General features: G+C 69.0%; 32 protein-coding genes. 16 read left to right on the forward strand and 16 right to left on the reverse strand.

Annotated elements, in window-relative coordinates; all coding sequences use genetic code 11:
* The first annotated feature begins 122 nt into the window (after nt 1–122).
* Complete coding sequence (locus tag AB0I04_RS09255; protein ID WP_360881381.1) at nt 123–653, forward strand: hypothetical protein; 531 nt, start codon at nt 123–125, stop codon at nt 651–653.
* Between the two features lie 37 nt (nt 654–690).
* Here the strand turns inward: AB0I04_RS09255 and AB0I04_RS09260 are convergent, their stop codons facing one another.
* Nucleotides 691–1,668 carry an NADP-dependent oxidoreductase gene (locus tag AB0I04_RS09260; protein WP_360881383.1) on the reverse strand — a complete coding sequence of 326 codons (978 nt, stop codon included), beginning with the start codon at nt 1,666–1,668 and terminating at the stop codon, nt 691–693.
* 114 nt (nt 1,669–1,782) lie between these two features.
* Between AB0I04_RS09260 and AB0I04_RS09265 the strand changes: the two genes are divergently transcribed.
* The 4 genes from AB0I04_RS09265 (at nt 1,783) to AB0I04_RS09280 (ending at nt 3,987) form a co-directional block, all read left to right on the forward strand.
* Nucleotides 1,783–2,376, forward strand: coding sequence for a helix-turn-helix domain-containing protein (locus AB0I04_RS09265; RefSeq protein WP_360881385.1), 594 nt, complete (start codon nt 1,783–1,785; stop codon nt 2,374–2,376).
* Between the two features lie 139 nt (nt 2,377–2,515).
* On the forward strand, nt 2,516–2,857 hold the full coding sequence (locus AB0I04_RS09270; RefSeq protein ID WP_075033765.1) for a metalloregulator ArsR/SmtB family transcription factor: 342 nt from the start codon (nt 2,516–2,518) through the stop codon (nt 2,855–2,857).
* 3 nt (nt 2,858–2,860) lie between these two features.
* Entirely contained in the window at nt 2,861–3,367 is a 507-nt protein-coding gene (locus tag AB0I04_RS09275) for an SRPBCC family protein (protein ID WP_360881387.1), read from the forward strand.
* Nucleotides 3,367–3,987 (forward strand): dihydrofolate reductase family protein, encoded by a 621-nt coding sequence (locus AB0I04_RS09280; protein WP_360881389.1) that lies wholly within the window; start codon nt 3,367–3,369, stop codon nt 3,985–3,987. The genes AB0I04_RS09275 and AB0I04_RS09280 overlap by 1 nt, the downstream gene beginning before the upstream one ends.
* 265 nt (nt 3,988–4,252) lie before the next feature.
* On the opposite strand, the gene AB0I04_RS09285 is transcribed toward AB0I04_RS09280, so the two are convergent.
* A complete protein-coding gene (locus AB0I04_RS09285) occupies nt 4,253–4,663 on the reverse strand; it encodes a nuclear transport factor 2 family protein (RefSeq protein ID WP_360881391.1) in 411 nt (136 codons plus the stop codon).
* A 125-nt stretch (nt 4,664–4,788) separates the two neighbouring features.
* Here AB0I04_RS09285 and AB0I04_RS09290 point away from each other — a divergent pair, with 125 nt between their 5' ends.
* On the forward strand, nt 4,789–5,619 hold the full coding sequence (locus tag AB0I04_RS09290) for a MerR family transcriptional regulator (RefSeq protein ID WP_360881393.1): 831 nt from the start codon (nt 4,789–4,791) through the stop codon (nt 5,617–5,619).
* Here the strand turns inward: AB0I04_RS09290 and AB0I04_RS09295 are convergent.
* Together AB0I04_RS09295 and AB0I04_RS09300 are read right to left on the reverse strand one after the other, a co-directional pair.
* Nucleotides 5,608–5,712: a DUF397 domain-containing protein gene (locus tag AB0I04_RS09295; RefSeq protein ID WP_360881395.1), complete on the reverse strand. Its 105-nt coding sequence runs from the start codon at nt 5,710–5,712 to the stop codon at nt 5,608–5,610. The two genes, AB0I04_RS09290 and AB0I04_RS09295, sit on opposite strands and share 12 nt — an antisense overlap.
* Nucleotides 5,700–6,500, reverse strand: coding sequence for a helix-turn-helix transcriptional regulator (locus AB0I04_RS09300; RefSeq protein ID WP_360881397.1), 801 nt, complete (start codon nt 6,498–6,500; stop codon nt 5,700–5,702). Before AB0I04_RS09300 ends, AB0I04_RS09295 begins: the two co-directional genes overlap by 13 nt.
* Nucleotides 6,501–6,653: 153 nt before the next feature.
* Between AB0I04_RS09300 and AB0I04_RS09305 the strand changes: the two genes are divergently transcribed.
* Together AB0I04_RS09305 and AB0I04_RS09310 are read left to right on the forward strand one after the other, a co-directional pair.
* Entirely contained in the window at nt 6,654–6,935 is a 282-nt protein-coding gene (locus AB0I04_RS09305; RefSeq protein ID WP_360881399.1) for a hypothetical protein, read from the forward strand.
* A gap of 415 nt (nt 6,936–7,350) precedes the next feature.
* The gene (locus tag AB0I04_RS09310; protein ID WP_360881401.1) at nt 7,351–7,932 is read left to right on the forward strand and encodes a hypothetical protein; all 582 of its coding nucleotides are present in this window, start codon (nt 7,351–7,353) and stop codon (nt 7,930–7,932) included.
* A 144-nt stretch (nt 7,933–8,076) separates the two neighbouring features.
* Here AB0I04_RS09310 and AB0I04_RS09315 read toward each other — a convergent pair whose 3' ends face one another.
* From AB0I04_RS09315 to AB0I04_RS09325, 3 genes are all read right to left on the reverse strand, one after another.
* On the reverse strand, nt 8,077–8,580 hold the full coding sequence (locus AB0I04_RS09315; protein ID WP_360881403.1) for a hypothetical protein: 504 nt from the start codon (nt 8,578–8,580) through the stop codon (nt 8,077–8,079).
* A 38-nt stretch (nt 8,581–8,618) separates the two neighbouring features.
* Nucleotides 8,619–9,416: a metalloregulator ArsR/SmtB family transcription factor gene (locus AB0I04_RS09320; RefSeq protein WP_360881405.1), complete on the reverse strand. Its 798-nt coding sequence runs from the start codon at nt 9,414–9,416 to the stop codon at nt 8,619–8,621.
* A gap of 163 nt (nt 9,417–9,579) precedes the next feature.
* The gene (locus AB0I04_RS09325; protein WP_360881407.1) at nt 9,580–10,503 is read right to left on the reverse strand and encodes a LysR family transcriptional regulator; all 924 of its coding nucleotides are present in this window, start codon (nt 10,501–10,503) and stop codon (nt 9,580–9,582) included.
* A gap of 117 nt (nt 10,504–10,620) precedes the next feature.
* Between AB0I04_RS09325 and AB0I04_RS09330 the strand changes: the two genes are divergently transcribed.
* From AB0I04_RS09330 to AB0I04_RS09345, 4 genes are all read left to right on the forward strand, one after another.
* The gene (locus AB0I04_RS09330; protein ID WP_360881409.1) at nt 10,621–11,304 is read left to right on the forward strand and encodes a type 1 glutamine amidotransferase domain-containing protein; all 684 of its coding nucleotides are present in this window, start codon (nt 10,621–10,623) and stop codon (nt 11,302–11,304) included.
* A gap of 113 nt (nt 11,305–11,417) precedes the next feature.
* Nucleotides 11,418–12,434, forward strand: a complete 1,017-nt coding sequence (locus tag AB0I04_RS09335) for an NADP-dependent oxidoreductase (protein ID WP_360881411.1) — start codon at nt 11,418–11,420, stop codon at nt 12,432–12,434.
* A 115-nt stretch (nt 12,435–12,549) separates the two neighbouring features.
* Nucleotides 12,550–13,311: an SDR family NAD(P)-dependent oxidoreductase gene (locus tag AB0I04_RS09340; RefSeq protein ID WP_360881413.1), complete on the forward strand. Its 762-nt coding sequence runs from the start codon at nt 12,550–12,552 to the stop codon at nt 13,309–13,311.
* Nucleotides 13,312–13,438: 127 nt separating this feature from the next.
* On the forward strand, nt 13,439–14,041 hold the full coding sequence (locus AB0I04_RS09345) for a TetR/AcrR family transcriptional regulator (RefSeq protein WP_360881415.1): 603 nt from the start codon (nt 13,439–13,441) through the stop codon (nt 14,039–14,041).
* Between the two features lie 54 nt (nt 14,042–14,095).
* On the opposite strand, the gene AB0I04_RS09350 is transcribed toward AB0I04_RS09345, so the two are convergent.
* From AB0I04_RS09350 to AB0I04_RS09370, 5 genes are all read right to left on the reverse strand, one after another.
* Nucleotides 14,096–14,509, reverse strand: a complete 414-nt coding sequence (locus AB0I04_RS09350) for a VOC family protein (protein ID WP_360881417.1) — start codon at nt 14,507–14,509, stop codon at nt 14,096–14,098.
* A 94-nt stretch (nt 14,510–14,603) separates the two neighbouring features.
* The gene (locus AB0I04_RS09355) at nt 14,604–15,131 is read right to left on the reverse strand and encodes a GNAT family protein (protein WP_360881419.1); all 528 of its coding nucleotides are present in this window, start codon (nt 15,129–15,131) and stop codon (nt 14,604–14,606) included.
* A 4-nt stretch (nt 15,132–15,135) separates the two neighbouring features.
* On the reverse strand, nt 15,136–15,939 hold the full coding sequence (locus AB0I04_RS09360) for a class I SAM-dependent methyltransferase (protein WP_360881421.1): 804 nt from the start codon (nt 15,937–15,939) through the stop codon (nt 15,136–15,138).
* Nucleotides 15,940–16,003: 64 nt separating this feature from the next.
* The gene (locus tag AB0I04_RS09365) at nt 16,004–16,966 is read right to left on the reverse strand and encodes a MerR family transcriptional regulator (protein WP_360881423.1); all 963 of its coding nucleotides are present in this window, start codon (nt 16,964–16,966) and stop codon (nt 16,004–16,006) included.
* Between the two features lie 98 nt (nt 16,967–17,064).
* The gene (locus AB0I04_RS09370) at nt 17,065–17,877 is read right to left on the reverse strand and encodes a helix-turn-helix transcriptional regulator (RefSeq protein WP_360881425.1); all 813 of its coding nucleotides are present in this window, start codon (nt 17,875–17,877) and stop codon (nt 17,065–17,067) included.
* 208 nt (nt 17,878–18,085) lie between these two features.
* Between AB0I04_RS09370 and AB0I04_RS09375 the strand changes: the two genes are divergently transcribed.
* From AB0I04_RS09375 to AB0I04_RS09390, 4 genes are all read left to right on the forward strand, one after another.
* Nucleotides 18,086–18,466 carry a nuclear transport factor 2 family protein gene (locus AB0I04_RS09375; protein ID WP_360881427.1) on the forward strand — a complete coding sequence of 127 codons (381 nt, stop codon included), beginning with the start codon at nt 18,086–18,088 and terminating at the stop codon, nt 18,464–18,466.
* Between the two features lie 32 nt (nt 18,467–18,498).
* A complete protein-coding gene (locus AB0I04_RS09380) occupies nt 18,499–19,356 on the forward strand; it encodes a DUF72 domain-containing protein (RefSeq protein WP_360881429.1) in 858 nt (285 codons plus the stop codon).
* A 104-nt stretch (nt 19,357–19,460) separates the two neighbouring features.
* Entirely contained in the window at nt 19,461–20,036 is a 576-nt protein-coding gene (locus AB0I04_RS09385) for a phospholipid scramblase-related protein (protein WP_360881431.1), read from the forward strand.
* Nucleotides 20,037–20,242: 206 nt separating this feature from the next.
* The gene (locus AB0I04_RS09390) at nt 20,243–21,052 is read left to right on the forward strand and encodes an SAM-dependent methyltransferase (RefSeq protein WP_360881433.1); all 810 of its coding nucleotides are present in this window, start codon (nt 20,243–20,245) and stop codon (nt 21,050–21,052) included.
* Between the two features lie 60 nt (nt 21,053–21,112).
* Here the strand turns inward: AB0I04_RS09390 and AB0I04_RS09395 are convergent, their stop codons facing one another.
* From AB0I04_RS09395 to AB0I04_RS09410, 4 genes are all read right to left on the reverse strand, one after another.
* Complete coding sequence (locus tag AB0I04_RS09395) at nt 21,113–21,865, reverse strand: methyltransferase domain-containing protein (protein WP_360881435.1); 753 nt, start codon at nt 21,863–21,865, stop codon at nt 21,113–21,115.
* A gap of 45 nt (nt 21,866–21,910) precedes the next feature.
* Complete coding sequence (locus tag AB0I04_RS09400) at nt 21,911–22,735, reverse strand: hypothetical protein (RefSeq protein WP_360881437.1); 825 nt, start codon at nt 22,733–22,735, stop codon at nt 21,911–21,913.
* A gap of 258 nt (nt 22,736–22,993) precedes the next feature.
* On the reverse strand, nt 22,994–23,647 hold the full coding sequence (locus AB0I04_RS09405; RefSeq protein ID WP_360881439.1) for a TetR/AcrR family transcriptional regulator: 654 nt from the start codon (nt 23,645–23,647) through the stop codon (nt 22,994–22,996).
* A 265-nt stretch (nt 23,648–23,912) separates the two neighbouring features.
* The gene (locus AB0I04_RS09410) at nt 23,913–24,584 is read right to left on the reverse strand and encodes a GntR family transcriptional regulator (RefSeq protein WP_360881441.1); all 672 of its coding nucleotides are present in this window, start codon (nt 24,582–24,584) and stop codon (nt 23,913–23,915) included.
* Nucleotides 24,585–24,788 lie beyond the last annotated feature (204 nt).

Consider the following 24,788-nt stretch of genomic DNA (forward strand, 5'->3'; position numbering starts at 1 on the left):
ATCGCACAGCGTTGCCGAATCTCCACGGAAAGTACACAAAGGCGTGCCGGATGTGCTCTGATTGCCCAGCCGGATCACTCACCGTCGGTGAGCAATTAATCACGGAGACGAAGGAGGCGTTCATGGCCGTCCGCGGAACATCGGCGCGCGCCCTGGTCAGCGTGGCCGTCGCGGCGCTCGGAGCGCTCGCGCCGGTCACGCGTCCCGCCTGGGCGGGGCCACCCGCACTTCTGCAGTGCCAGGGCACCGAGACCACCACGTACCAGCCCGGAGTGGTCTTTCGGCCGCGGAACATCGAGATCACGACCAGCGGGCGCTTCGCCTCCTGCGTCGGCGGCGCGGGCGCCGTCACGAGCGGATCGTACGGAGAGCGGTTCACGATCCTCGTCGGCTGCGACGACCTGCTGGACGGGTTCCACCGCTCGCGGACGTTCCGGTGGAACACCGGTGACACGAGCGTGATCGACGGCACCGGAAGCAGCACGGCGGCGGCCGGCCAGGTCATCACCACGATCACCGGGCCGATCACCACGGGCCGCTTCCGGGGCCGGAAGGCAATCGAAGTGATCACCCTTCCGCAGCCGAGCGCGCTGCGATGCCTCACCACCGGCCTGACGAACGCGACCGGAGTGACGACGCTCACCATCGCCTGAGCCCGTCGACTGACGGCCTGGGCCGGGCCGTGGCGGTCTACTCGTCGATGACGCGCAGGACGATCTTGCCCTGGACGTGTCCCTGTTCTGCGCGCTCGTGAGCCTTGGGGGCGTCGATCAGTGGGAAGACGCTGTCGATCCCGGCGCGCAGGCGGCCGGCGTCGACCAAACGCGCGAGCTCGGCCATCTGCGGTCCGTCGGAATGAACCTGACTTCCTCGGAAGGTGATGCCCAGCTCGGCCGCGCGTTCGCGGCGGTATTCGCCGTAGAAGACCGGGCTGATCGTGCCGCCGGGTTCGACCACCGAGAGGAACCGGTGCCCGTGCGGACCTCCGACCGTGTCGAAGAGATGGTCGACGCCGCGTACGACGTCCTCGACGGTCGTGGTGGTGTAGTCGATGAACCGGTCGACGCCCAGCTCGCGCAGGAATCCTTCGTGCCGCCCGGAGGCTACACCGATGACCTGGGCGTTCTTGGTCTTGGCGAGCTGTACGAGGAAGTGGCCCACGCCGCCGGCGGCACCGTTGACCAGGACGGTCTTGTCCGGTTCGAGCCGTACGTGGTCGAACAGGTACTGGTAGGCGGTGAGCCCGGCCAGCGGCATCCCGGCGGCCTCGACATGGCCGATACCCGCCGGCTTGCGCGCGAGACTGGACGCGGGCGCGGTGGTGTACTCGGCGTAACCCCGGCCGTTGTTGTCCAGCTGGGGGAAGCGCACCAGGCCGAACACCTCATCGCCCACCTCCCACTCGGCAACCTCCGGGCCGACCGCGACGACGACGCCGGAGACCTCCTCGCCCGGCGTGAAGGGCAGCGGCAACGACGGCCGCATCGCCTCCGGCAGGTTCGCGAACCCCGCCCGGGCGTACCAGTCGGCCGGGTTCAGCCCGGCGGCGTGCACCTGGATCAGCACCTCGTCGGGTTCCGGTTCGGGCAGCGGCGCCTCCTCGTACACCAGGGCCTCTGGGCCGCCGAACACGTGCACGCGGACGGCCATCATCGTCTGTCTCGGCATGGTCGCTCCCCTGTCGTCGACTGGTCGTCGGTTCCGGCCCCGCCTAAGATGCGGAGCAGTGCTCCGGAATATATCCGGAGCACTGCTCCGGTTGTCAACGCTCAGGATGGTCCCGTGACCGAGAAGGCGACGCCCGCCACCCCAACGCCGCGTGCGCAACGCGTCGACGCGCAGCGCAACCGCACGCGCATCCTCCAGGTGGCACGCACCGTCGTGGCGGAGCAGGGAACGCAGGCCTCACTCCGCGACATCGCACGCCGCGCCGGCGTCGGCCTGGGAACGCTCTACCGCCACTTCCCGACCCGCGAGGAACTACTCGAAACGCTCCTCGGCGAAGGGTTCGACCGCCTCGCCGCGAAGGCCGCGTCACTCGAGGACACCCACGCGCCCGGCGAAGCCCTCGTGGAGTGGCTGGGCGACTTCGCGTCCGGCACCACCGCCTATCGAGGCCTCGGGGCATCGATGATGGCGACCCTGGAGGATGCGGACTCCTCGTTGCACGCGTCATGCCTGGCGATGCGGCAGGCCGCAGGCCGTCTGCTCGCGAACGCCCAGGAGGCCGGGTTCATCCGCCCGGACGTGGACGGGACGGACCTGTTCGCGCTCGTCAACGCCGTTAGCTGGATCGCCGACCAGGCCCCGTCCATCGCCGCCCGGCGCGAGCATCTTCTCGCCCTCATCCTGGACGGGCTCCGGCATCCGTCCTAGCCCGGGTCTTTCCGCGGAGACCCCGAAGGTGTCGGTGGACACCGGCACCGGCCCATCCCGAGCGCTCCCGCGGCGACGGTCAGCCGGACCACACCTTGCCGGCGTCTGACGTATGCCGATATGGGCATATGATGACGACATGGCACGAGCAGCGACGACGTCGGACGTCTTCAACGCGATCGCCGAGCCGCAGCGCCGGGAGATCCTGGTACTGCTGCGGGCGGGTGAGCGGCCGGTGACCGAGTTGGCCCAGGAGCTGGGGATGACCCAGCCGGGGGCGTCCAAGCACCTGCGGGTGCTCCGGGAGGTCGGGCTGGTGCGGGACCGCAAGGCAGGCAAGCAGCGTCTGTACGGCCTTGACGCCCGCGGGCTGCGACCGGTTCACGAGTGGACCGGCGGGTTCGAGCGGTTCTGGAACGAGAGCTTCGACCGGCTGGACGCGTACGTGCAGGACCTCAAGCAGGCAAGGCAGGAGGAGTAGCTGATGAGCGCGACGGGACGAGGAGCGCCGGCGCAGTCCGCGACGGCCGACCGCGAGATCGTGATCTCCCGGGTCATCGACGCCCCACGGGAGCTGGTGTTCGAGGCGTTCACCGAGGTGCGGCACCTGTCGCGGTGGTGGGGACCGGAGGGGTTCACCACCACCACGCGGGCGTTCGAGTTCCGCGCCGGTGGGGAGTGGGACTTCGTGATGCACGGACCGGACGGGACGGACTACCAGGAGTGGATCACCTGGACCGAGATCGCCCGGCCGGAGCGGATCGCGCTGCTGCACGGTGAGTTCCGCGGTGACCCGAACGCCTTCGAGTCGGTCCTCACGTTCGAGCCCGACGGTGCGGCGACCCGTATCGAGATGCACACGGTGTTCCCCACCAAAGAACTGCGCGACGAAGCGGTCGAGAAGTACCACGCGGTCGAAGGCGGCCAGCAGACCCTGAGCAACCTGGCTGCCTACGTCGCCGAGATCACCCAGAAGCAGGAGAGCCGCTGATGGCCGGGAAAGTGTTCTTCAGTGTGTCGATGTCGCTGGACGGGTTCATCGCGCCCGGGTCTCTCGGGGACTTGATGGGGCGGCAGTGGACGGAACTGCAGCAGTGGATATTCCCGCAGCGGTTCTTCCGGGAGAACCTGAAGCTCGGCGAGGGCGGCGAGGAAGGACGCGACAACGACATCGTGCGGGAGACGTTCGAGCGCACCGGCGCGAGCGTCATGGGCAAGCGCATGTTCGACGCCGGCGAGCAGATGTGGCCGGAGGAGGCGCCGTTCCACACGCCGGTCTTCGTCGTGACGCACGAGAAGCGCGACCCATGGGAGCGGCCGGGCGGGACCACCTTCCACTTCGTCAACGACGGCATCGAAACCGCGCTCGACCAGGCCCGCGAGGCCGCCGGCGACCGAGACGTCCGCATCGCGGGCGGCGGCGCAACGATCCTGGAGTACGTGAACGCCGGCCTGATCGACGAGTTCACGATCGCGCTCTCACCCGTGCTGTTCGGCTCCGGAATCCGCCTGTTCGAGGGCGTGGACGCGGGCCGCGTGGCCTTGGAGCCGGTCCGCACGGAGCCGACGCAGCGGGTAACCCACCTGACCTACACGGTCCACGAGCGGTAGGCGCACGGCGTACACGAAGGAGCACCCACTCGGTTGGTGATACGGACAGTCCCTGCTGGGATGGCCAGTTCACCTGCTGGAATCGCCAGGAACGGGCCGGGAGGATCCGGGGACACCGGCCTCTCGGCCCTCCGGTGAGACGGTTCGCCAGGTGGGATGGCCAGGAACGGGCCGAGAGGATCCCGGGACTCCTGGTGATGGGTGAACCGGGCGGCTCCGGGCGGGAGCGCGATGCCCGGCCCCGGAGCCGCCCGTCGGGCCGGTCCTACTGGGGGGCGAGGGGTTTCACGGTCAGGTGGTAGTCCTGCCGGATCAGGCCGTCTTCATCGAGGATGAGGAAGACGCGGGCGGCCCAGGCGGCCTCGTCGCCGCCTTGGGGGATCAATTGGACGGTGAGGGTGATGATGTCGCCATGGACGGTCACGTCATCGGCCGACGTGACTGCGTATTCGCCGCTCTCCACGAATTGCCGATAGGCCTCGGTGATTCTGGCGTGGAGCTCCTCGTGCCCACGGAACTGCACGCCCTCGACGAACTCCACGCCGTCGGGCGCCCAAAGGCCGGCGATGGCCCGGCGTCGCGATTCGGGGTCGGGTTCGCTCCACACGGCCACGTAGCGGCCGACGATCTGTTCGGGATCGATGGTCGATGTCTTCGATGCGGTCATTTCCACCATGGCTGTCCGTCCTTTCCGCCGGCCGATGTGGCCGTGGAGGCAACGTTCACCGCTGCCACAGCGGAAGGGTCAAGCCGGAACACGGGCGAAACTCTCCCCCAAGGGGAGGCCGCACAATGGAGCCCATGCTGAGGTACCTGTCCATCGGCGACTTCTCCCGTGCCACCCACATGACGGTGAAGACGCTGCGCCACTATCACCGCATCGGGCTGCTCGAGCCCGCCGCCGTGGACCCGCACACCGGCTACCGCCGCTACACCCCCGAGCAGATCCCCACCGCCCAGGTCATCCGCCGCTTCCGGGACCTGGACATGCCGCTGGAGGAGATCCAGGCCGTGCTGACCGCCCCCGACCTGCGGACCCGCAACGACCGGATCAGCGCGCACCTGAACCACCTGGAAGAAGAACTCGGTCGCACCCAGCGCGCCGTCACCTCACTGCGCGACCTCCTCGCGCCTCCCCCGGCCGACCTCCCGGCCGGCATCGAACTGCGCAGCGTCCCGTCGACCCCCGCCGCGGCGATCAGCGAGGTCGTCGACGCGGAGGACTCCGCCTCCTGGCTCCAGGGCGCCCTCGGCGAGCTGTACGCGACCCTGACCGCGCAGAACGCGTCACCCAGAGGGCACGCGGGCGGAATCTACGCCGACGAACTGTTCACCGACCACCGCGGGCAAGTAACGATCTTCGTGCCCTGCACCCGCGAGATCCGCTCGGTAGGCCGGGTCACCTCCCTGGTCGTGCCACCGGCCGAACTCGCGGTCATCACCCACGCGGGACCTCCCAGCGATGTCGACCGCGCCTACGGCACCCTCGCCTCGTACGTGACGCGCCATGCCCTCGCCGTCGACGGCCCCATCCGCGAGTACTACCTCGTCGGCCAGCGCGACACCCCCGACACCTCCCAATGGCACACCGAGATCGGCTGGCCGATCTTTCAAACAGGCTCAGGCGCCTGACACCGAACGCTCCTTCTCAACGACAGCGACCTCCACACACTGTCCGCCATTAGAGCCCGAATCAGATGACTTTCGCCAGGTCAGAGCTCCCACTCTTCCGTCACCTTCTCCATTAGCGCAACAGAATCTTGGGGCGGTAGCGCCGCCTCTCGAATATCTTCCCAGATTTTTGCCATCTCGACTACTTCAGCGCCCCCTTCGATAATGCGCCCGATGAGGGCGTCATCCAGATTGACGAGGTCCACCCCGTCGAGCCTCGCGATCATGAACGGTGTTGACACAAAATAGTCGGCACCGGAAGGCACGATCTTGATGACGATGTTGGGTCGCATCGCCAGGTCGCACAGCTGCCTTAATTGCTCGATCATAACGTCGCGTCCGCCGACCATGCGTCGTAGTGCGTGTTCGTCGATGACGAAAATGCACATCGGCGGGCTCTCATCGTCGAGAACCGATCGCCGCTCCAATCTGCGGCGCACCCGCTCATCAATAGCGATCGGCGAGTGCCGATTATGCCGAAGAATCGCGCGAATGTAGTTGGGTGTCTGGAGCAGGCCGGGAATCGATGACGGATCATAACTTTGAAGCAGGTTCGCGCGAGCCTCCGCCTCCCGCCACCGACCAGCCCACTCAGACGGGATCTCTCGCGTCACCCACTTTTTGAAGTACCGGGCGAGATAGCCGTTGGTGCTGAGCGCCTCATCGCAGCGCTCGACGTCGTCCAGATGCGGCGTACGGCGGCCGTTCATCCACTGGCTCACGGTGGAGGGCGCGACGTGCAGCGTTTCGGCGAGCTGTTTGCCGGCCAGGCCAGCCGCTTCGCAGGCGTAGGCCAACTCCCTACCCCACGCGTCGAGCGCTGTCTCTCGTTTCGGTGCCATTGGGGGTTCACATCCTCATGTGAATGGCTCTCGGGACTTCACGCACGAGCGACGGGGCCTTAGCCTTTCACAGCTTAATCTCTCACCACCACGCTGTGTAGCAACAATCTCACGCTAGGAGATTAGCCAATGAGGCCGCACACGAGCGAAGAGATGAGCGCATTCGCGAAGTGGCTCGCGCAGGCCTGCCAGGAGGCAGGGATGCGTGCGGAGCAGTACGGGGCAAAGGTCCGGATTATCGCGAGCTCCCACTTTCTCACCGAAGAGGTCGAATGCCGCTCCGACAGCGACGGAGACCTCCGATGGTGGTGGTCCTGGGGCAAGCCGATCGCCGCCGGAAACGACTCCGCACGCATCCTCACCCCGGACGAGGTCGACGATCTCGTGGACGCCATCGCCCGCGTCGTCGCCGTACCGATCAGGCGGCGGCCGTGACCGAGCCTCAGGAGGTCACCGACTCGATCGCTCGGGCGACCCTGGAGTCGGTCCGGGCGTTCAACGCCGCCATCGACCGGCTCGGGCTGCCCGCCATGACGGCGGCGTGTGAGCTCACCCAACTCGACCGCCTTATCCGCAAGTATCCCGAAGCAGCGCGTAAGAGCCTCCAGCTCCACGACCGCGAGAAGCGTCTCCGGCCCGAAGCCCCGAGACGCACCGGAACGACGCGAAGACCTCGACCGTCGAAGTCCGCATGTCCCGACGGACCGCAATATCTATTGCATGGTTGGCCGCTGCCGTTCTCTTCGGCGCGGGATGTTCACCGGCACGCCCTGGTGATCCGGTGCTGCCGGATCACGCCGCAGCCTGCGCGACACGGTCGCCGAAACCCACCCCGCGTCCCAGCCCCAGCGTGACGAAGCTGGCGTGGCGGGCCGAGGAGACCTCGGACGGTGCCGTTCGGATGACGGTCGGCGACGTCGATGCGGCGCCACGGACCCCCGGGGCTCGACGAAGAGCGGACTTCCGCCACCCGTGGAACCCGAACGACTGCGACGACGAACGGATCGTGCGGGTCAAGGGCTGGTGGTGCACCACTACCGTGGACAAGATCCAGGAGTCGGGAGAGATCGTGGTCGGCGGCGGCAAGTCACGCGCCCGAATTCATGGTGCGGGCTTTTCGACCCGATGCTCCGGCCGCCCGCACCGGATGCGCCAGCGGTACGAGATCCAGCGGGACAGCTGGGACGGCATGCGTCCCTACACCTCTTTGCAGGAGACACACTGGACTGCGGATCAGAACCAGACGGGTCAGCCGATCTCCGTGGGGTGTCCACGTGGAAGAGTCGGAACGTACACCTATCGCCTGGCGGTCGCGATCGAACTCGATGATGACCGTCTTCCCATCGGGGGCACAGCCGACGACTCATCGGTCGGAGACTCTCCCGCGACCAGCCCGGTCATCCGCACCAGTTGCGGTACCGGCGACAGCTGACCGCCATCGCACTGTCCGCCGTCCATCTCCGTACCGCCCGAAGTCCCGGACCGGTACACACCGTCGGCCCCAGGGTCAGTGCCGCTCCGCGTGAAGCAGCGCAGGGGCACTGAGCCCACGAGCGGACCGGCGTCCGGAGGAAGGTCACGCTACGGCGCTGGCGCCTTCCGGGAGCAGGGCCAGGAGTTGTTCCGTGTGGCCGGGCAGTTCCGCTTCTGCGAGGCCCGTGATGAGGTCCCTCAGCGACACGCACTGATCGGCCAGAACTCTGCCGTTGGAGAGGAGCCGGGTGGGCACCAGGGCGTCGAGTTCGGCGTCGCTGAGCATCGGTCCGCCGAGTGCGCAGAGGGCGTCCGCCTGGATGCGGATGCGGTCCCGAAGTCCCGCGTTGCCGCCGGTGAGCGTGATGACGCGTTCGATGGTCCAGGCGTCGAGCGCCGTGCGGTTGTCGTACGTCGTGTTCGCTCCCGCAGCGATCGAGGAGACGGCGGCGAGGGTGGCGGCGTTGATGAGGGTGACGTGCGCCAGGATCTGGTCGGCGTTCCATTCGCCGGCCGGCGGGACGGGGCGCGTGTCCGAGTCGGCCACCGTGGCGGCGGCGTCCAGCAGGGCGCGGTAGGCGTCCCGAATCGGGGCGTTGTCCATCATGTCTTCTCTCGTGGTGGATTGCTGTGGCGGCCGCCGTCTCAGGCGTGCGCGCCGGACATCTCCCATGGCGCCTGCGGGAGGACGTCGCCGGTCTCGAGAAGCGACTTGAGGTTCGCCAGCACCGCCGGCCAGCCCTGCGAGATACCGCCGAGCATCTCCAGGTTGGGGAGCTTCTCGTGGGTCACGGTGAGGCGGACGATGTCGTGGTGCGGCTCGACGAGAAAGGTGACGACCGACGGCTCTCGCTCGGCATCGGGGACGTCGTCGAAGGTGATGACCAGGCGCGTCGGGGGCTCGGTTTCAAGCACTCGGCCCACGACGTCGACGGCGCCTGATCCGTCGACGCGTCGGTGCTCCCAGGTCGAGCCCGGCTGCCAGTCCGAGACGTTCGCGTGTCCCCAGTAGCGCGCCGTCAGGTCCGCGTCCGTCAGCGCCTTCCACACCTGCTCCGCGCTCGCGCGGATGTAGGTGACGTAGACGTAGGTCGGCACGGTGGTGGGTGCGTCGGTCATGGCGTACTCCTCTGCTTGGTTCTTGATGGCGCTGATCGCCTGCAGACGGGGCTTGTCGAACTCCGAGATCCAGCGCTCCTCGATCTCGTGGATCGGCGCCGGGTTGAGGTAGTGGAGCCGCTCCCGTCCGCGCCGTACGACGGTCACGAGGTTGGCGCGCTCGAGGATGTCGAGATGCTGTGTCGCCGACTGGCGCGCCATGTTCAGCCGCTCGCACAGCTCACGCAGCGTCTGGCCGTTGTGCTCGCGCAGACGGTCGAGCAGGAGTCGTCGGGTGGGATCGGCCAGCGCTTTGAAGACCGAGTCCATCGCTTCGAGGCTCACGAGACCATTATGCAGGTATTTACCTGCATAATGTCAATGCCGAACTGTCTTCGGCCTGGTCATGGCCTGTGACTCCGTCACCGGTAGACGACCTGGGCCATGCCTGCTGCGAGTTGGTTGCGGCCGGGCCGGCCCGTGTTGTTCCCGGTCATCTGTCTGCGGATCAGCATGGGTGTGTCACCTGGAGAAGGTGGTCGCGGACGAGGGCGACGTGGGGGAGAGGGTGGGCGCCGCTGCGCTGGGCGAGGAAGCCGGTGTTGATGGGGGCGTCCTCGGGGTCGAGGAGGAGCCGGAGCGTACCGTTGGCGAGTTCGGGGCCGCACAGGTAGCGAGGGAGAACGGTGACGCCGAGGCCTGCGACGGCGGCGGCTTTGACCGCTCGGAGGTCGGGGATGACCAGGACGGGCTCGGCGACCAGGCGGGTGTCGAACACGTGTCGCCAGTAGCGGCGAAGAATGGGCAGGTCGTCGGCGTAGGAGATGAGGGGGACGTCGGCGAGGGCGGCGGGGCCGTCGCGGGTGAGGAGATCGTGGTCGATGCGGTCGGTCCAACCGGGGGCGCCGACGAGCACGAAGTCCTCGTCGGCGAGCGGTTCGGAGGTCAGGGCTCGGCCGCGCGGCCGGATCGTGGAGACGACGAGGTCGTAGCGGCCGGCATGAAGGCCAACGAGGAGATCTTCTGACAGGCCGGTGGTGATACGGAGCCGGACGCCCTTCTCCAGCAGCGGGCCGAGGCTGGGAACGACGGCGGCGGCCAGGAACTCCGCGGGCCCGGCCAGAAGCACCGGGGGCTCGGGCACCGCCTTATCGAGGGTGCCACCGCCGGCGATCGCCTCCAGGGCGTCCATCGGTGCGGCGAGCCGGGCGGCCAGGTCGTCGGCCGCGGGGGTGGGTGTCACGCCGCGGGGCAGCCGTTCGAACAGCTGGCGGCCCATGTGATCTTCCAGGGCGCGCAGCTGGGTCGTCACCGTCGGCTGCGAGAGCCCGACGAGCCGGGCTGCGGCGGTCAGGGAACCGGCGCGGTAGACGGCCAGGAAGGTCCGCAGCTGCGCGAGGTCCAACGGCCCATTGGATTTTCTATCGCTCACCTAGAAGAGTCTATTTTGCAGCTGCGAGTACGGGTCTTAGCTTGAGGTAACCGGCGGATCGACGATCTGATCGCAGAACGTTGAGCTGCCGGTTCAACGACTTCCAAGGAGACCCTGATGTCCAAGATTCTTTTCGTGGTGACCGGTGCGACCTATTGGACGCTCAATGACGGCACCCGGCATCCGACCGGTTTTTGGGCCGAGGAGCTCCTGACTCCGTACAAGACGTTCACACAGGCGGGCCATGAGGTCGTCTTCGCCACGCCGGGCGGCGTGGTCCCGGTCGCCGACGCGGGCAGCCTCGCGCCGGAGGTCAACGGTGGCCGCGACGTCGCCCCCGAGTTGGACGGGATCGCCGGTCTTGCGTCGCCGCTGAAGCTGGAGGAGGTCGATCTGGCCGACTACGCGGCGGTGTTCTACCCCGGCGGCCACGGTCCGATGGAGGACTTGACGGTCGATGCCACCTCGGGTCGCCTGCTGGTCGAGGCGTTGGAGTCGGGCAAGCCGCTGGGCGTGGTGTGCCACGCACCGGCCGCGCTGCTGGCCGCCAACCGCGCCGACGGCACCTCGGCCTTCGCCGGCCGGAAGATCACAGCCTTTTCCAATGAGGAGGAACGCCTGGGTGGCCTGGCCGACAAGGCGATCTGGCTGCTGGAGGACCGGCTGAATGCCATCGGCGCGGACGTGCAGGTCGCGGCCCCGTGGACGCCGAACGTGGTCATCGATGGCAACCTTGTCACCGGCCAGAACCCGATGGCGTCCGGCCCGCTCGCCGCCGAACTGCTCAAGCACCTGGGCTGACCGTTCCTGCCGACCGGCTGTCGGCGGTCGTTCCGAAGCTCTCATCGACGGCCTCCTCCAACCCGCCCGGCGGGCTACATCCGCCAATCGTTGTTCACACCCGGAGTACTGCCATGTCTGAAACAAGCCGCGAGATCCGCCTCGCCTCCCGCCCGGTGGGCGAACCGACCTCGGCGAACTTCTCGGTAGCCGACGTCCCGGTCGGCGAACCGGGCCCTGGCCAGGTCCTGGTCCGCAACACCTGGATGTCGGTCGACCCCTACATGCGCGGTCGCATGAGGGACGCCAAGTCCTACGTGCCGCCGTTCCAGATCGGCGAGCCGCTGCAGGGCGCGGCGGTCGGCGAGGTGATCGCCTCCAACGCCGACCAGGTCCCGCTCGGAGCGATCGTGCTGCACTTCCTCGGCTGGCGGGAGTACGCGATCGTCGACGCCGCCGCGGTTCAGGTCCTCGACACCTCGATCGTCCCCGCGCAGGCCTACCTCGGCGCGCTCGGCATGGTCGGCCTGACCGCTTACGCGGGTTTCAAGCGCGTCGCTCCGGTCAAGGAGGGCGATATCGTGTTCATCTCCGGTGCGGCCGGCGCGGTCGGCATCATCGCCGCCCGCGTCGCCAAGTACTTCGGCGCGGCGAAGGTGATCGGCTCCGCTGGAGGCCCGGTCAAGGCCAAGCGGCTGGTGGAGGAGTTCGGCTACGACGCCGCCATCGACTACAAGGCCGGTGACCTGGACGGCCAGCTCGCGCTCGCCGCCCCGGACGGCATCGACGTCTACTTCGACAACGTCGGCGGCGACCACCTACGCGCCGCGATCAATGCGATGAACCCCAACGGCCGCATCGCTCTGTGCGGCGCGATCTCCATCTACAACGCCGCCACTCCGCCGCCCGGCCCGGACAACCTGTTCCAGGCGATCGGCAAGCGGCTCACTCTGCGCGGCTTCATCGTCGGTGACCACCAGGACCTCGCCGCCGAGTACGCCCAGCTCGCAGCCGGATGGCTGAACGACGGTTCGCTCCAGTACGAAGAGACCATCGTCGACGGCATCGACAACACCGTCGAAGCATTCCTCGGCCTGCTCAAGGGCGCCAACACCGGCAAGATGCTCATCCGCCTCCTCAAGGAAGCATGACGTTCAGCCGCCTCACGCTTGGTGAAACAGGTCCTGGAAAGGGCCCGACGCCCGTCGATCTCCCCATCCCGTACGGCCTACAGCAACGCGGCCGTTCGTCGAAAGGCTTGAACCCATGACTCGTCGTCTAGACGGAACCGTCGCCCTGGTCACCGGGGCCTCCAGCGGCATCGGCCACGCCACCGCCCTGGAACTCGCCCGCCAGGGCGCCTCCGTCGCCCTGGCCGGACGGCGCGAGGACCGGCTCACCGACCTCGCCGCGGAAATCTCCCGTGCCGGCGGGCAGGCCCTGGTCGTACCCGCCGACATCACCGACGCCCAAGCCGCCGCACAAGCGGTCGAGCGGACCGTCGAAGGCCTGGGCCGCCTGGACACCCTGGTCAACAACGCCGGCCTCATGCTGCTCGGCCCCGCCCCCGGCGCGGACCTCAACGACTGGCGCCGCATGATCGACATCAACCTCATGGGCCTGATGTACACCACCCACGCAGCCGTCCCCCACCTGGTCAAGGCAGCCGCCGACAAGCCGCGCCAGGTCGCCGACATCGTCAACATCGGCTCACTCGCCGGCCGCGGTGCCCACGCCATGTTCGCCGTGTACTCCGCCACCAAGTTCGGCGTCGGCGCCTTCAGCGAGGCGCTGCGCCAGGAACTCGCACGCCAGCACGTCCGCGTCTCCGTCGTCGAGCCGGGCAGCGTCGACACCGAACTCCGCACCCACAACCCGGACGTCATCCAGCAGCAGATCGACGCCGCCCTCGGCGACATCGAACGGCTCGAGAGCCAGGACATCGCCGACACCGTCGGCTACATCGTCACCCGCCCCCGGCACGTCGCCGTCGCCGAACTCCTCGTACGCCCCACCCAGCAGGTCTAAGCACCACGACCGTGCCGTGGGCCTCCTCGGCCCAGCGCGGAGATCCGGCATGACAGCCCCCAGATCGAACCGGTCGGTACGACCTGGACGATAACAGTTAATCGAACCGAGCGGTACCATCTATGCCATGCCGGTCCCCAAGGGCTCGACCATCGACCCGGCGCGCACCCGCGCCGCCATCCTGGAAGCCGCCACCCCGATGCTGTACGAGCGCGGCCTCGACGGCATCGGCGTCGCCGAGCTGTGCACCCGCCTCGGCGTCTCCAAGGAGACGCTCTACCGGCACTTCGGCACCAAGGACGGGCTCGTACAGGCCATGCTGGAGGCGCGCAGCGAGCGGGTGACCCGGTGGCTGGCCGAGGGCGTCGCGGCCGCCGGGCAGGACCCCGCCGACCAGCTCGCCGCGGTGTTCGACGCGCTCCAGCAGTGGTACGACGACCCGGTCTTCCGCGGCTGCGCGATGCTGAACGCGGCCGCCCAGCACCACGTCGAGGCCGTGCGCGCCATCACCGCGCGACACCTGGACCGCTACCTCGAACTCCTGACCGGCATCGCCGGGCGCGCCGGGGCCGCCGACCCGCACACCCTGGGACGGCAGTTGCTCATGCTCGTCGAAGGAGCGACCGTCGTCGCCGCGTATCACGAGGCGGCCGGCGCGGGCGAGCACGCCCGCCAGGCCGCGCTCGCCCTCCTGTCCGCCGCCACCACCCGAACCGACCCTCGGGACTGATCCCGTCGGATCGGCGCGTCGAGCAGCGGCGGCGGATGCGGGAGTACGGTGCGACTACTCTGCCGACTGGCCGATGTTGACCATCCACGAGACGCCGAACCGGTCGACGCACATGCCGAACTGGTCGCCCCAGGCCTGCTTCTCCAGCGGCATCCTGATCGTCCCGCTCGCGGACAGCTTCTCCCAGTAGCCGCGCAGCCGGTCGGCGTCGTCGCCGCTGAGACTCAGCGAGACGCCCGTCATGGGCTGGTACTCCATCTCGCTGGTGACGTCGGCGCCCATGATCGTGTACCCGGCGTCGGTCTCCAGCATCGCGTGCATGATCCGGTCGGCGTCGGGTGAGTCCGCGGCGCCGAACTCGGCGAAGGTGTTGGACAAGAGGTTGCCGCCGAACACGCCGGCGTAGAACTCCATCGCCTGGCGGGCGTTGCCGTTGAAGCTGAGATATGGGTTCAGCCGAGAGGCCATGATTCCTCCTGGAACTGCGGGCTCCGGACGAGAGCCCGGTCGGCCGAGGCGGCGTGGGTGCGAGCCACCCGGACACGCGCCCGCCCCGAGGGACTCAGGTGACGATGGCCCAGACCTGGACGTCACGATGCTCGCCGTCGAGGTGGAAGGCCTTGCGATGAGTGCCCTCGTGGGTGAAGCCGAGGCGCCGGGCAGCGGCGATGCTCGCCTCGTTACGAGGGTCGCACAACCACTCGACGCGGACCATCCCTCGTACGTCGATCGCCCAGTCGATGAGCACACGGCAGGCACGGTTGACCAGACCCCTGCCGCGTGCCTCCGGGGCGAGCCAGACACCGAGCTCGCAGACGCCCTGGGCGGCGTTGAAGGTGCGGAAGATGACGCCGCCCTGCAGAACGCCCGAGACGTACAGGCCGAAGATGCGAGCGCCGTCGGCGGCCTGACGGTCGGCATAACCCTGCAGGTAGGCGCGGGCCGACTTCTCGTCGACGACGGTGTACGCCCACGGGATCCACGGCTTGAGCGCGGCCCGTACCCGGTCTGCGAATGCGGCGAACTCGGCCGCCTGCCACGGCTCCAACGGACGCAGTTCGGCGTCGTCTCCCAGCGATGTGCTCAGCATCCCGTCATCCCACCGGAATCGCACGTACGACGACAAGTGAGCCGTTCAGGGACGGCTGACCGCGCAGGGCACCGTGGCGTTCATCCCAGGCTCCCGAGCGAAGGTCGCCCCGGAGCCGCTCCACGTACTGCTCGCACAGCTCCGATTCGACGAAGCTCCACGCCGAGCACGCCTGCCGCGCCCCGGGGTCGAGCAGTCGCTCCGGTCGCGCGTAGTACGCCTCGTTGAAACCGTCGGTGCAGTCGGCGGGGATGGGCACCGGCCGCACGGACACCTCACCGCCGAGCGCGTCGGCGATGTCGCCGATCGCCGGATAGCGCCGCGCCTCGGTGTCCAGGACGAGCGGCGCGTATTCGTACAGCCAGAAGTCGCGCACCAGGTCCGGGTCGCAGGTCAGGACGACGACGGGCCCGCGCGCGACGCGCCGCATCTCCCGCAGGCCGGCCTTCAGGTCGCTCCACTGGTGGACGCTGAACGTGGTCATCGCGGCGTCGAAGGCGTCGTCGGCGAACGGCAGGTTCTCGGCCGTGGCGTCGACGGCCGGCGGCAGGTGGGCGGGGCGCTGGGCGCGCATGGACTCCGACGGCTCCACCGCCGTGACCCGCGGCGCCACGGACTCGTACGCGCCGGCGCCCGCACCGACGTTCACCAGGGACCGCACGTCGCCCAGAGCGTCGGCGATGGACCGCGCGATGCGGCCGTCCGGCCGACGGTAGTCGGTGTAGCCGATGCCGATCCGGCCGTAGTCCGCGTCCCCCGCGCTGCCATCCGAGCTGCGCCCGCTCGTGCCCCTCGATGCGTGATCCATGATCGGCAACCTAAACCTTGCCCCCATGGGCAACGTCAAGCGGACCCCCGACGGGATCGGCCGCTCAACCGACGGGATCGGCGTGCAGCCAGCGCAGCACCTCCTGAGCGTGCTGGTCGGGCGGGAAGATCGGGTAGAAGACGTGCTCGATCCGTCCGCCGCGGATGACGAGCGTCAGGCGCTTGTAGAGCCGGGACCCGCCGGCGTGGAAGGTGGGCAGGTCGAACGCGTCGGCGAGCCGGAAGCCGGTGTCGGACAGCATGGCGAATGGCAGGTTGAGCCGGTCGACGACTTCGCGCTGGTAGTCGGTGTCCTGGCTGGACAGCCCGAACACGCTGCTCACCCCGGCCGCCCTCAGTTCGCCGTGGTGGTCGCGGAAACCGCACGCCTCCGGTGTGCAACCGCGGGCCCCGGGAATGGCGTCCCAGCCCTCGGGCAGATCGGTGTCCGGCCTGCCCGTGAGGGGGTAGCAGTAGAGGATCGACCGGCCCGTCCGTCCGAGTTCGGCGAGGTCGATCACGTCGCCGGTCGTGCTCGGCAGCCGTAGCGAGGGGACGGCGAGACCCGGCAGGTGATCCGCCGCGCCGTCGTCCTGTGGCCGCGGCAGGTCCGCCGGAATTCTGGTCCAGTCGTGCATGACAATCCTTTCGTCGGAGGGATCGCTCACCGCGCTGCCGCGGTAGGCGGCCTGTCGCAGGTGGTGGACGAGGAGGTCCCGCCGCGCGGTGAGCGCCTCGATCCGCGCGTTGAGATCCGTGATGGCCTCGCGGTAACCGGCCAGCGCGGCCGGGCAGTCGTCGGCGTGCTCCCGGCCGGATGCCAGACATTCCAGGAACGGCCGGGTCTGTTCGACCCGGAGCCCCAGTTCGCTCAGCGCACGTGCCTCACGGACGAGCCGGACATCGTGCTCGGAGTAGTCCCGGTAGCCGTTGGGCAACCGCTCCGGCGTGATCAACCCCAACGATTCGTAGTACCGGACCGTCTTGGTGGTCACTCCGGCACGCCGGGCGAGCTCTCCGATCCTCACCGCTGCCTACCTGCGAAGACGCTCGTGTCCTCCATGAGGACGAACCTAGACCTTGCCCTGGTGGGCAGGGTCAAGGGATCTCTCTGTCGGCAATGGGTTCAGGTCGGTGTCTTCTGCGTCTGGCGGAAGGTGCCGGGCGTGGTGCCGGTGTGGCGGGTGAAGAACTTGCCGAAGTTGGTGGGGTCGGCGAAGCCGAGGCTGCGGCCGATGTCGGCGATGGGGTTGTCGGTGTAGGCGAGCAGGCGTTTGGCCTCCAGGACGACGCGGGCGTCGATGAGGTGCTTGGCGGGGTGGCCGGTGGCGGCGACGCAGGCGCGGGTGAGGGTTTTGACGGTGTAGCCGAGGCGGGCGGCGTAGTGCTCGGCGGAACGGGTGATGGCGTAGGAGCGTTCGAGTTCGGCCTGGAACCGGTCGAAGAGTTCGTCGGTGGCGGATCCGACGCGATGAACGTCCTCGGTGGGCAGCCGGTCGATCCGCAGGAGCAGGACGGCCAGCAGGTGGCGCAGCAGGGCGACGGACATCGCAGGTATGGGTGCGGAGCGTTCGGCGGCGATCTGGTCGATCGTGGCGGAGATCGCGGTGAGGTCGGGTTCGGCCGCCGGCCGGAAGGGGGAAGCGAGCCAGTCGGACAGGCGCGGCCCCGCACCGCCGAGATCGGGCGGGAAATCGGCGGTGAACAGCACGACCATGCCTTCGAGGTGGCCGGGGAGGTGGAAGCGGTGGGCCTGGCCCGGTCGTATCCACAGCAGGGTGCCGGGCCGGGCGGGGTGGGGAACGAAGTCGATCTCGTGATGGCCGTTGCCGGCGGTGATCAGGATGAGGGTGTGGAAGTCCGCCCGATGCGCTGAGGCCAGCATGTGGGCGGGGATCCGGCCGCTGATGTCGGCCAGCGTCACGACCTCGATCCCCACCGGGCGGCCGTCAGCCGGGCGATACCCGATCTGACGCACACCGACTTGTCGCCGATTGACCATGGACGATCTCCGATTCACCACGCTGACCGTTGTTCTTATTGTCGCAAGCGCAGCACAGGGTCGTAAGTGACCATGCCGTGCGCAATGCCTTGCGCGGCGACGCACTCACCGCGCCACACCCGGCGCCCGACCCGCAGGGAGCACCATGAGCGACCCGGAGACCAACAAGGCCACCGCCAAGGCGTTCTACGACCTGATGTTCAACCAGAACCGACCCGCCGAGGCCATCGACCTGTTCGCGGGCGACGCCTACATCCAGCACAACCCGCACGTCGCCGACGGCAAGCAGGCGTTCATCGAGTACTTCAACCGCATGACCGCCGAATACCCCGGCAAGCACGTCGAGTTCAAACGCGCGTTCGCCGACGGCGACCACGTCATCCTGCACTGCCACCAGACCTGGCCCGACGAGGAGTACGCCGGCATCGACATCTTCCGCTTCGACCCAAACGGAAGGATCGTCGAACACTGGGACGTCCTCCAGATCATCCCGAGCGCCTCCAAGAACGACAACACCATGTTCTGACGGACCGCGGGAATTTGGGTAGCGTCGCGTCCGTGCGGCTTCATGTGGGATGCGCGATGTGGACGCATGCGCCATGGCAGGGGCGTTTCCTGCCCCAGCGGCTGCCTCCCCAGGAGCGGCTGAAGGCGTATGCGTCCTGGTGCAACGCGGTCGAGGGGAACACCACCTTCTACGCCATTCCGGCGAGAGACACGGTGCAGACCTGGGCGGACCAGACCGATCCTGACTTCCGCTTCGTCCTGAAGCTGCCCAGGTCGATCACGCACGAACGCCGCCTCGGCGACGTCGGCGCGGAACTGCGGTCGTTCCTGCACGCGATCGAACCGCTCGGGCCGCGCGCCCATGCCCTGTGGATCCAACTGCCGCCGGCGTTCGCGCCGGCCGACGTCGGAGTGCTGGCGGGCTTCCTGCGCCGGCTCCCTTCTTCGCACCGGTACGCCGTCGAGGTCCGTCACCCCGCGTTCTTCGAGAACGAGAGCGCCGCGCGGCTCCTGGAGAAGGCGCTCGCCGGCGTCGGCGCGGAGTGGATCCCCTTCGACACGACGACCCTCTTCCAGACCCCGCCGACGAGCGACATGGAACGGGACGCGTGGACGAAGAAACCGCGCGTGCCGCGACGTACGGTCGCCCTCACCGACCGTCCCATCGTCCGGTACATCGGCCGGGACTCCGCCGACCGTACGGTCGAGGGCTGGCGGGGATGGGTCGGCCAGGTCGCCCGGTGGCTGCGCGAAGGGCGTTCGCCGACCGTGTTCATCCACACGCCCGACAACGCCGACGCGTTGTCGCTCGCCCGCCGGTTCCACGAGGACGTACGGGCGCGGCTGCCCGAGGTCGAGCCGCTGCCCGAGCCGATACGGGCACCGGCCGAGCCGCCGACCCTGTTCTGACCGGCGGGCACCGAACTTTCGAATGGCCGGGGGTCGCACTGAGATCGGAATGAGGCGCCCCGGCAACCCCGATCGGCCGAATTCACGAGGCATACTCGGTGAGTGTGGACGTGCTCTTCGATTCCCCGGTCGTACGGGTGCGACAGCCTGGAAAGATTCTGCCTACCCAGGCGAAATACGAGATCTTTGACGACAGGCGCAACCGCCTGGCGTCCGCCACCGAAACCGACAAGCGCACGCGTCTGCAAATACTGAGGGCGACGCTTCCCACCGCGCCGCCGGCGGGCGCCCGGATCCTCACGGTCACGGCGGCCGACGAAGACCCGATCCTGCTCCTGACCCGGCATCCGGACGGGCGGCTCAGCGAGGTGCATCAGCCGGACGGCCGCCTGGTCGGCCGGATCCTCGCGACCGGGACCACCCGCCATTACAGCCTCACCGACGACCGGGAGCAGGTCGTGGCGGAGATCGTCGGGGAGCTGTCGCTCAAGCATTTCAACGTCACCGGGCCCTCAGGTGCGCGGATGGCCCACCTGAGCAAGACCTGGGCCGGGCCGGTCAAGGAATGGCTCACGCCGGCCGACAACTACAAGGTGACGTTCTCCGGCCCCGCACCCGAACCGGCCCGCACGCTGATCGTCATGACGACGATCGTGCTCGATCTGGCACTGTACGAATAGGGTTCCGCGGCGCGTTTTCGGCGGCCTCGCCCGGGAAATGACTCCGATTCACAAGTCACGGAGGGCATGCGGCCTATATAACGGCAGATAGTGATCTTGATCCGCAATTCGACAGATGTGACAACTTAGCGCAAATGGTCGCGTTTGCGACGGGGCGGGCCTACGGTGTGATCGATGCCCGTGACCACTGCGCCAGGAGAGTCTTCATGACCGACGACACTTCCCCGTCGCGGCCGGCTCCGAAGATCGACACGTCCCGGCCGCATTCCGCCCGGATCTGGAACTACTGGCTCGGCGGCAAGGACAACTACCCGGTGGACCGCCAGGTCGGCGACGAGATCGAGCGGCTCCATCCCGGCATCATCACGTACGCGCTGGCCGACCGGGCGTTCCTCGGGCGCGCCGTGCGGTACCTCGCGGAGGAGGCGGGGACCCGCCAGTTCCTCGACATCGGCACCGGCCTGCCCACCGTCGACAACACCCATGAGGTCGCCCAGCGGGTCGCGCCGGAGGCCCGGATCGTGTACGCCGACAACGACCCTCTCGTGCTCGTCCACGCCCAGGCCCTGCTCACGAGCACCCCCGAGGGCAGCACCGACTACGTCGACGCCGACCTGCACGACCCGGACGCGATCGTGACCGCCGCCGCCAAGACCCTGGACTTCGACCGGCCGATCGCGATCATGCTGCTGGGCATCGTCAACTTCATCGCCGACCTCGACGAGGCGTACGCGATCGTACGGCGGCTCATGGAGTCCGCACCGGCCGGCAGCCACCTGGCCATCTCCCACACCACGTACGGCCCGGCGATGGACGCCGCCGTGGAGTACTGGAACCGTTTCGGCACGCCCAAGCTGACCCAGCGCACACCCGAGCAGATCGCGGGGTTCTTCGACGGGATGGACCTGCTGAAGCCGGGTGTCGTGTCCTGCTCGCGATGGCGGCCCGAGGCGAAGCCGTGGGGCGAGCCCGAGGAAGTGGCCCTCTTCTGCGGACTCGCCCGCAAGCGCGCGTAACCGGATGACGCCTCAAGGTCTCCGGCCACGGTAACGTCCCGGCGGCCACGGTGGCGGCGCTCAGGGTCTCCGGGCGGCCGCCACGAACATCGGGACGGCGAGGAGCATCCGGTCCGCCTGGGCGCGTTCGGTCTGCTCGGCGATCCAGGTGTCGGCCTGCTCCCCCGCGACCGAGCCCGTCGCCTTCGCCGCCTCGGCGAGCCCGTCGAGCATCGGCAGCATCGCCGTACCGGTGAACACCGCGGTCCGTACCTCGACGGTGACGTCCGCGAACCCGGCGTCGAGCAGCAGGTTGCGGTAGCGGCGAGCGACGCGCGGAGCGGGGATCGTGGCGGACCTCGCCTGGGCGATGGTCCGGGTGAGCACCGGGTCGGCGGAGTCGATGACGAAGGCGTCCCAGTCCTGGCCGATGAGCACGACGCGCCCGCCCGGCGCGAGCACCCGCCGGGCCTCGGCGGCGGCGCGGTCCGGGTCGTCGAGCTCGTGGTAGACCTTGTCCGCTCGATAACCCGAGAGTTCGCCGTCGCCGAACGGCAGCCCGTAGGCGTCCGCGAGACGGACGTCGGCTCCGGGCCACCGCCTCCGCGCCACCGCCACCATCCGCTCACTGGCGTCGACGCCGACCGCCTTCGCGCCGCGCTCGGTCAGCTCCACGACGGCTCGGCCCGCGCCGCACCCGACGTCGACGACCAGAGCGTCCAGGGTCGGCTGGAGGAGCTCGTACGAGCGGGCCCGCAGGTCGGCGGCGCCGGGCATGGTGTCGGCCGTGTCGAGACGGCGGATGAGGGCGTCGATGTCAGAGTTCGTGGACATGCGCGGCATCCTGCTGCTTCAAGCCGACTTGAAGTCAAGCCGCTCTCACCGGATCAGAGAGATCACCAGGGCCGCGACGGCGGCGGCCACGTACAGGGCGACGGCGGCCGCCACGGCCCTGGACCGGCGTCGCGGTGCCCAGCCGAGAGCGCCGAGCAGCACCGCGAGCGCGGGCAGGACGAGGACCGCGTGCAGGGTGATGCCGTGCACCCACTTCAGCGACCCGGCGGTGTCGTACGCCTCCTGCCGGTGCCCCGACCGGATCAGGACCTCACCCTTGGCGATCATCGCCGCGCCGGTCGCCAAACCGACCATGAGCAGCCCGAAGCCCGCCCGCAGCGCCAGCCGCAGATCCGCCGGGCCGCTCGTCCGGCCCCGGAACGCGACGACCGCCAGGGTGCCGAGCACCGCGATGAGGACCGCGCCGCCGAAGGCGAGGCTCATCGCGATCGCCGTGCTCAGCGGCGTCTCGGTGTTGAAGTGCGAGGGGACGTGCCGCCAGGCCTGCACCGTGATGCCGGCGACCTCCAGCACACAGTCGGCCGCGAAGACGCCGAGGAGCCAGGCCCGTACGCGCGGGCGCAGCGTCAGGTACGACGCGACCCACGTGATCGTGATCAGGGTCAGCCCGAACGACAGGCCGAACGTCGTCGGCTTGCGCCACGACACCGGCCCCTCCCACGGCCCGCCCCGGACCAGGAACACCCCGAAGTGGAAGACGCCCGAAGCGATCAGCAGGGCGCCGATGAGCAGACAGGCGCGCTCGATCCGGCGAAGACCCGCCCACCGGCGGCGGACCCGGTCGGCGTTCTTCGCGCCTCGGACGGTCAGGGCCGTCCTCGCCGTCCGGGCGGTCGATGGAGCTGTCATGATGCCTCCCGTTCGCTCCCCTGAAGGATCGCGGGAGGACCGGCGGCCGGTCATCGGGCGGGAAGATGCAGCGACGCTGCGCCGACCACGGTAGGCCGCCGATGGACCGCCTACTCCCCGGGGAGTACGCCGTGGCGCTTCGCCCGAGCACGGCCTCGTCGGCTTTCCGGGACGTACGAAACGACCCTCTCCTCTCGAAGTCGCCGCGAAGTGACAATGCGGCGCGACCCGACCGCATAGCACTCGTGATCCGCCACGTCAGGGGATCTGGGCCTCGATGTGGGCGAGTTGGGCGGCGAGGATCTCCTCGAACGCGGCGCGGCGGTCTGCTCCGAGGGGGCGGATGTCGCGGGCGAAGTGGGCCAGGGCAGGAAAGCGCTCGGGGTCGGCGCCGAGCACCGCGACCCTGAACTGCTCCATGCCCTGTTCGTACTCCTTGGGGGTGACGGTGCTGATACCGGCCTCGGAGGCGATCAGCGCGGCGATGAGGATCACGATGCGGTGGTAGCGCGCCGGGACCTCCTCGTCGGGCAGGCCCGACGCTCGCAGGGCCTGCAGCACCTCCTCCATGACCAGCCGGGATCCGGTACCGCCGGACCCATAGCGTCCCCATACCGCGGCGAGTTGGGGCTGCTCACCGAAGGCTTCGCGCACGCGCAGGGCCAGGGCGGTGACGCGCTGCTTCCAGTCGCCCTCGGGGCGGTAGCCGTCCATGGCGGCCAGCAGGATCCGGTCGGCGATCGCGCGCAGCAGTTCGGTCTTGTTGCGGAAGTGCCGATAGAGGCTGGAGGAGTCGGTCCCGAGCGCCGCGGCGAGTTTGCGCACGCTGAACGACTCGGCGTCGCCCGCACGCAGCAGTTCCGCCGCCGTGTCCAGGATCTCCTCGGTCGACCATCGCCTTCGGCCCGTCATCTCGCCCCTCTCGTCGAGCCTCAGCCTAACCTATGCACTTGCCTATGCACTCAGTGCGTGCATAATGAGCTACAGGCCGATGCCGCCCAGGCTGAGATCCTCCAGTTCCTCAGCGCGGCCCTGGCAAAGTGACGGAGGAACGATGCACCCCACCTCGGCGCGATGCGTACAGATCGCATGGATGGGGCAGCTCGGGTGGCAGGAAGCCGCGGATGGCCACATGCACACCCCGAGGCGTCCTGGATCTGCCGATCCCCCGCGCGGGTCAGCTGCCGGTCGCGTCGGCGGGGCCGGCCCAGATGCCGCGGACGTGCCGCAGGTGGTGGCGCATCAGCGTCTCGGCACCGCCGGCGTCGCCGCGTGCGATGACGTCGAGCAGGCTCAGGTGCTCGCGCGCCGAGGGCAGCAGCTCGCCGCGCTCGGCGAGCTTCGGCACGCCGTACAGCCGGGAGCGGTGGCGCAGCTCCCGTACGACCTCGACGAGCTGTGCGTTGCCGGCCAGGGCGAGCAGCTCCAGGTGGAAGGTCTGGTCGGCCTCGATGTAGGCGAGGATGTCGCGGCGTTCGGCGGCGTCGACGATGGCCTCGGCGAGCGGCCGCAGCTTCTCGACCCCGGCGGGGGACGCGGCGACCCGGCCCACGGTCGGCACTTCGATCATCGCGCGGATCTCGGTGATGTCGTCGAGGTCGCGGTCGGACAGCTCGGTGACCCGGAAGCCCTTGTTCCGGACCACGGTGACCAGGCCCTCCTTGACCAGGTCGAGCATCGCCTCGCGGACCGGGGTCGGTGAGACTCCGAACCGCTCGGCCAGCGCCGGCGCGGAGTACACGACGCCCGGCCGCATCTCCCCCGCCACGAGCGAGGCACGCAACGCCTGCGCGATCTGCTCGCGGACGTTCTGCCGCGCCCCTAGCTGCGGCAGGTTCAGCTCCCTCATGCCGCGTCCTTCCTATGACCGCCCCGGCGACGAGACGATCCTCCCAGGTCCGTACCGGTGCGGATGCACGGCCTCCGACGTTCGCACCACCACGTATGCCTCTACGAGCGGCACCCGCTCGCCGGTTCCCGGCCGCACCCGCTCACCACCACCGGGCCGCACCCGCTCGTCACCGCCAAGCCACACCTCACCACCGCCCGGCCA

It is taken from the genome of Actinoallomurus sp. NPDC050550, from assembly GCF_040655075.1.
Classification (GTDB): domain Bacteria; phylum Actinomycetota; class Actinomycetes; order Streptosporangiales; family Streptosporangiaceae; genus Actinoallomurus.

Coding starts and splice junctions, on each gene's coding strand:
- AB0I04_RS09255 (WP_360881381.1), top strand. CDS start 123: ATGGCCGTCCGCGGAACATCGGCGCGCGCCCTGGTCAGCGTGGCCGTC.
- AB0I04_RS09260 (WP_360881383.1), bottom strand. CDS start 1,668: ATGCCGAGACAGACGATGATGGCCGTCCGCGTGCACGTGTTCGGCGGC.
- AB0I04_RS09270 (WP_075033765.1), top strand. CDS start 2,516: ATGGCACGAGCAGCGACGACGTCGGACGTCTTCAACGCGATCGCCGAG.
- AB0I04_RS09275 (WP_360881387.1), top strand. CDS start 2,861: ATGAGCGCGACGGGACGAGGAGCGCCGGCGCAGTCCGCGACGGCCGAC.
- AB0I04_RS09280 (WP_360881389.1), top strand. CDS start 3,367: ATGGCCGGGAAAGTGTTCTTCAGTGTGTCGATGTCGCTGGACGGGTTC.
- AB0I04_RS09285 (WP_360881391.1), bottom strand. CDS start 4,663: ATGGTGGAAATGACCGCATCGAAGACATCGACCATCGATCCCGAACAG.
- AB0I04_RS09290 (WP_360881393.1), top strand. CDS start 4,789: ATGCTGAGGTACCTGTCCATCGGCGACTTCTCCCGTGCCACCCACATG.
- AB0I04_RS09300 (WP_360881397.1), bottom strand. CDS start 6,500: ATGGCACCGAAACGAGAGACAGCGCTCGACGCGTGGGGTAGGGAGTTG.
- AB0I04_RS09305 (WP_360881399.1), top strand. CDS start 6,654: ATGAGCGCATTCGCGAAGTGGCTCGCGCAGGCCTGCCAGGAGGCAGGG.
- AB0I04_RS09315 (WP_360881403.1), bottom strand. CDS start 8,580: ATGATGGACAACGCCCCGATTCGGGACGCCTACCGCGCCCTGCTGGAC.
- AB0I04_RS09330 (WP_360881409.1), top strand. CDS start 10,621: ATGTCCAAGATTCTTTTCGTGGTGACCGGTGCGACCTATTGGACGCTC.
- AB0I04_RS09335 (WP_360881411.1), top strand. CDS start 11,418: ATGTCTGAAACAAGCCGCGAGATCCGCCTCGCCTCCCGCCCGGTGGGC.
- AB0I04_RS09340 (WP_360881413.1), top strand. CDS start 12,550: ATGACTCGTCGTCTAGACGGAACCGTCGCCCTGGTCACCGGGGCCTCC.
- AB0I04_RS09345 (WP_360881415.1), top strand. CDS start 13,439: ATGCCGGTCCCCAAGGGCTCGACCATCGACCCGGCGCGCACCCGCGCC.
- AB0I04_RS09350 (WP_360881417.1), bottom strand. CDS start 14,509: ATGGCCTCTCGGCTGAACCCATATCTCAGCTTCAACGGCAACGCCCGC.
- AB0I04_RS09355 (WP_360881419.1), bottom strand. CDS start 15,131: ATGCTGAGCACATCGCTGGGAGACGACGCCGAACTGCGTCCGTTGGAG.
- AB0I04_RS09360 (WP_360881421.1), bottom strand. CDS start 15,939: ATGGATCACGCATCGAGGGGCACGAGCGGGCGCAGCTCGGATGGCAGC.
- AB0I04_RS09375 (WP_360881427.1), top strand. CDS start 18,086: ATGAGCGACCCGGAGACCAACAAGGCCACCGCCAAGGCGTTCTACGAC.
- AB0I04_RS09390 (WP_360881433.1), top strand. CDS start 20,243: ATGACCGACGACACTTCCCCGTCGCGGCCGGCTCCGAAGATCGACACG.
- AB0I04_RS09395 (WP_360881435.1), bottom strand. CDS start 21,865: ATGTCCACGAACTCTGACATCGACGCCCTCATCCGCCGTCTCGACACG.
- AB0I04_RS09400 (WP_360881437.1), bottom strand. CDS start 22,735: ATGACAGCTCCATCGACCGCCCGGACGGCGAGGACGGCCCTGACCGTC.
- AB0I04_RS09405 (WP_360881439.1), bottom strand. CDS start 23,647: ATGACGGGCCGAAGGCGATGGTCGACCGAGGAGATCCTGGACACGGCG.
- AB0I04_RS09410 (WP_360881441.1), bottom strand. CDS start 24,584: ATGAGGGAGCTGAACCTGCCGCAGCTAGGGGCGCGGCAGAACGTCCGC.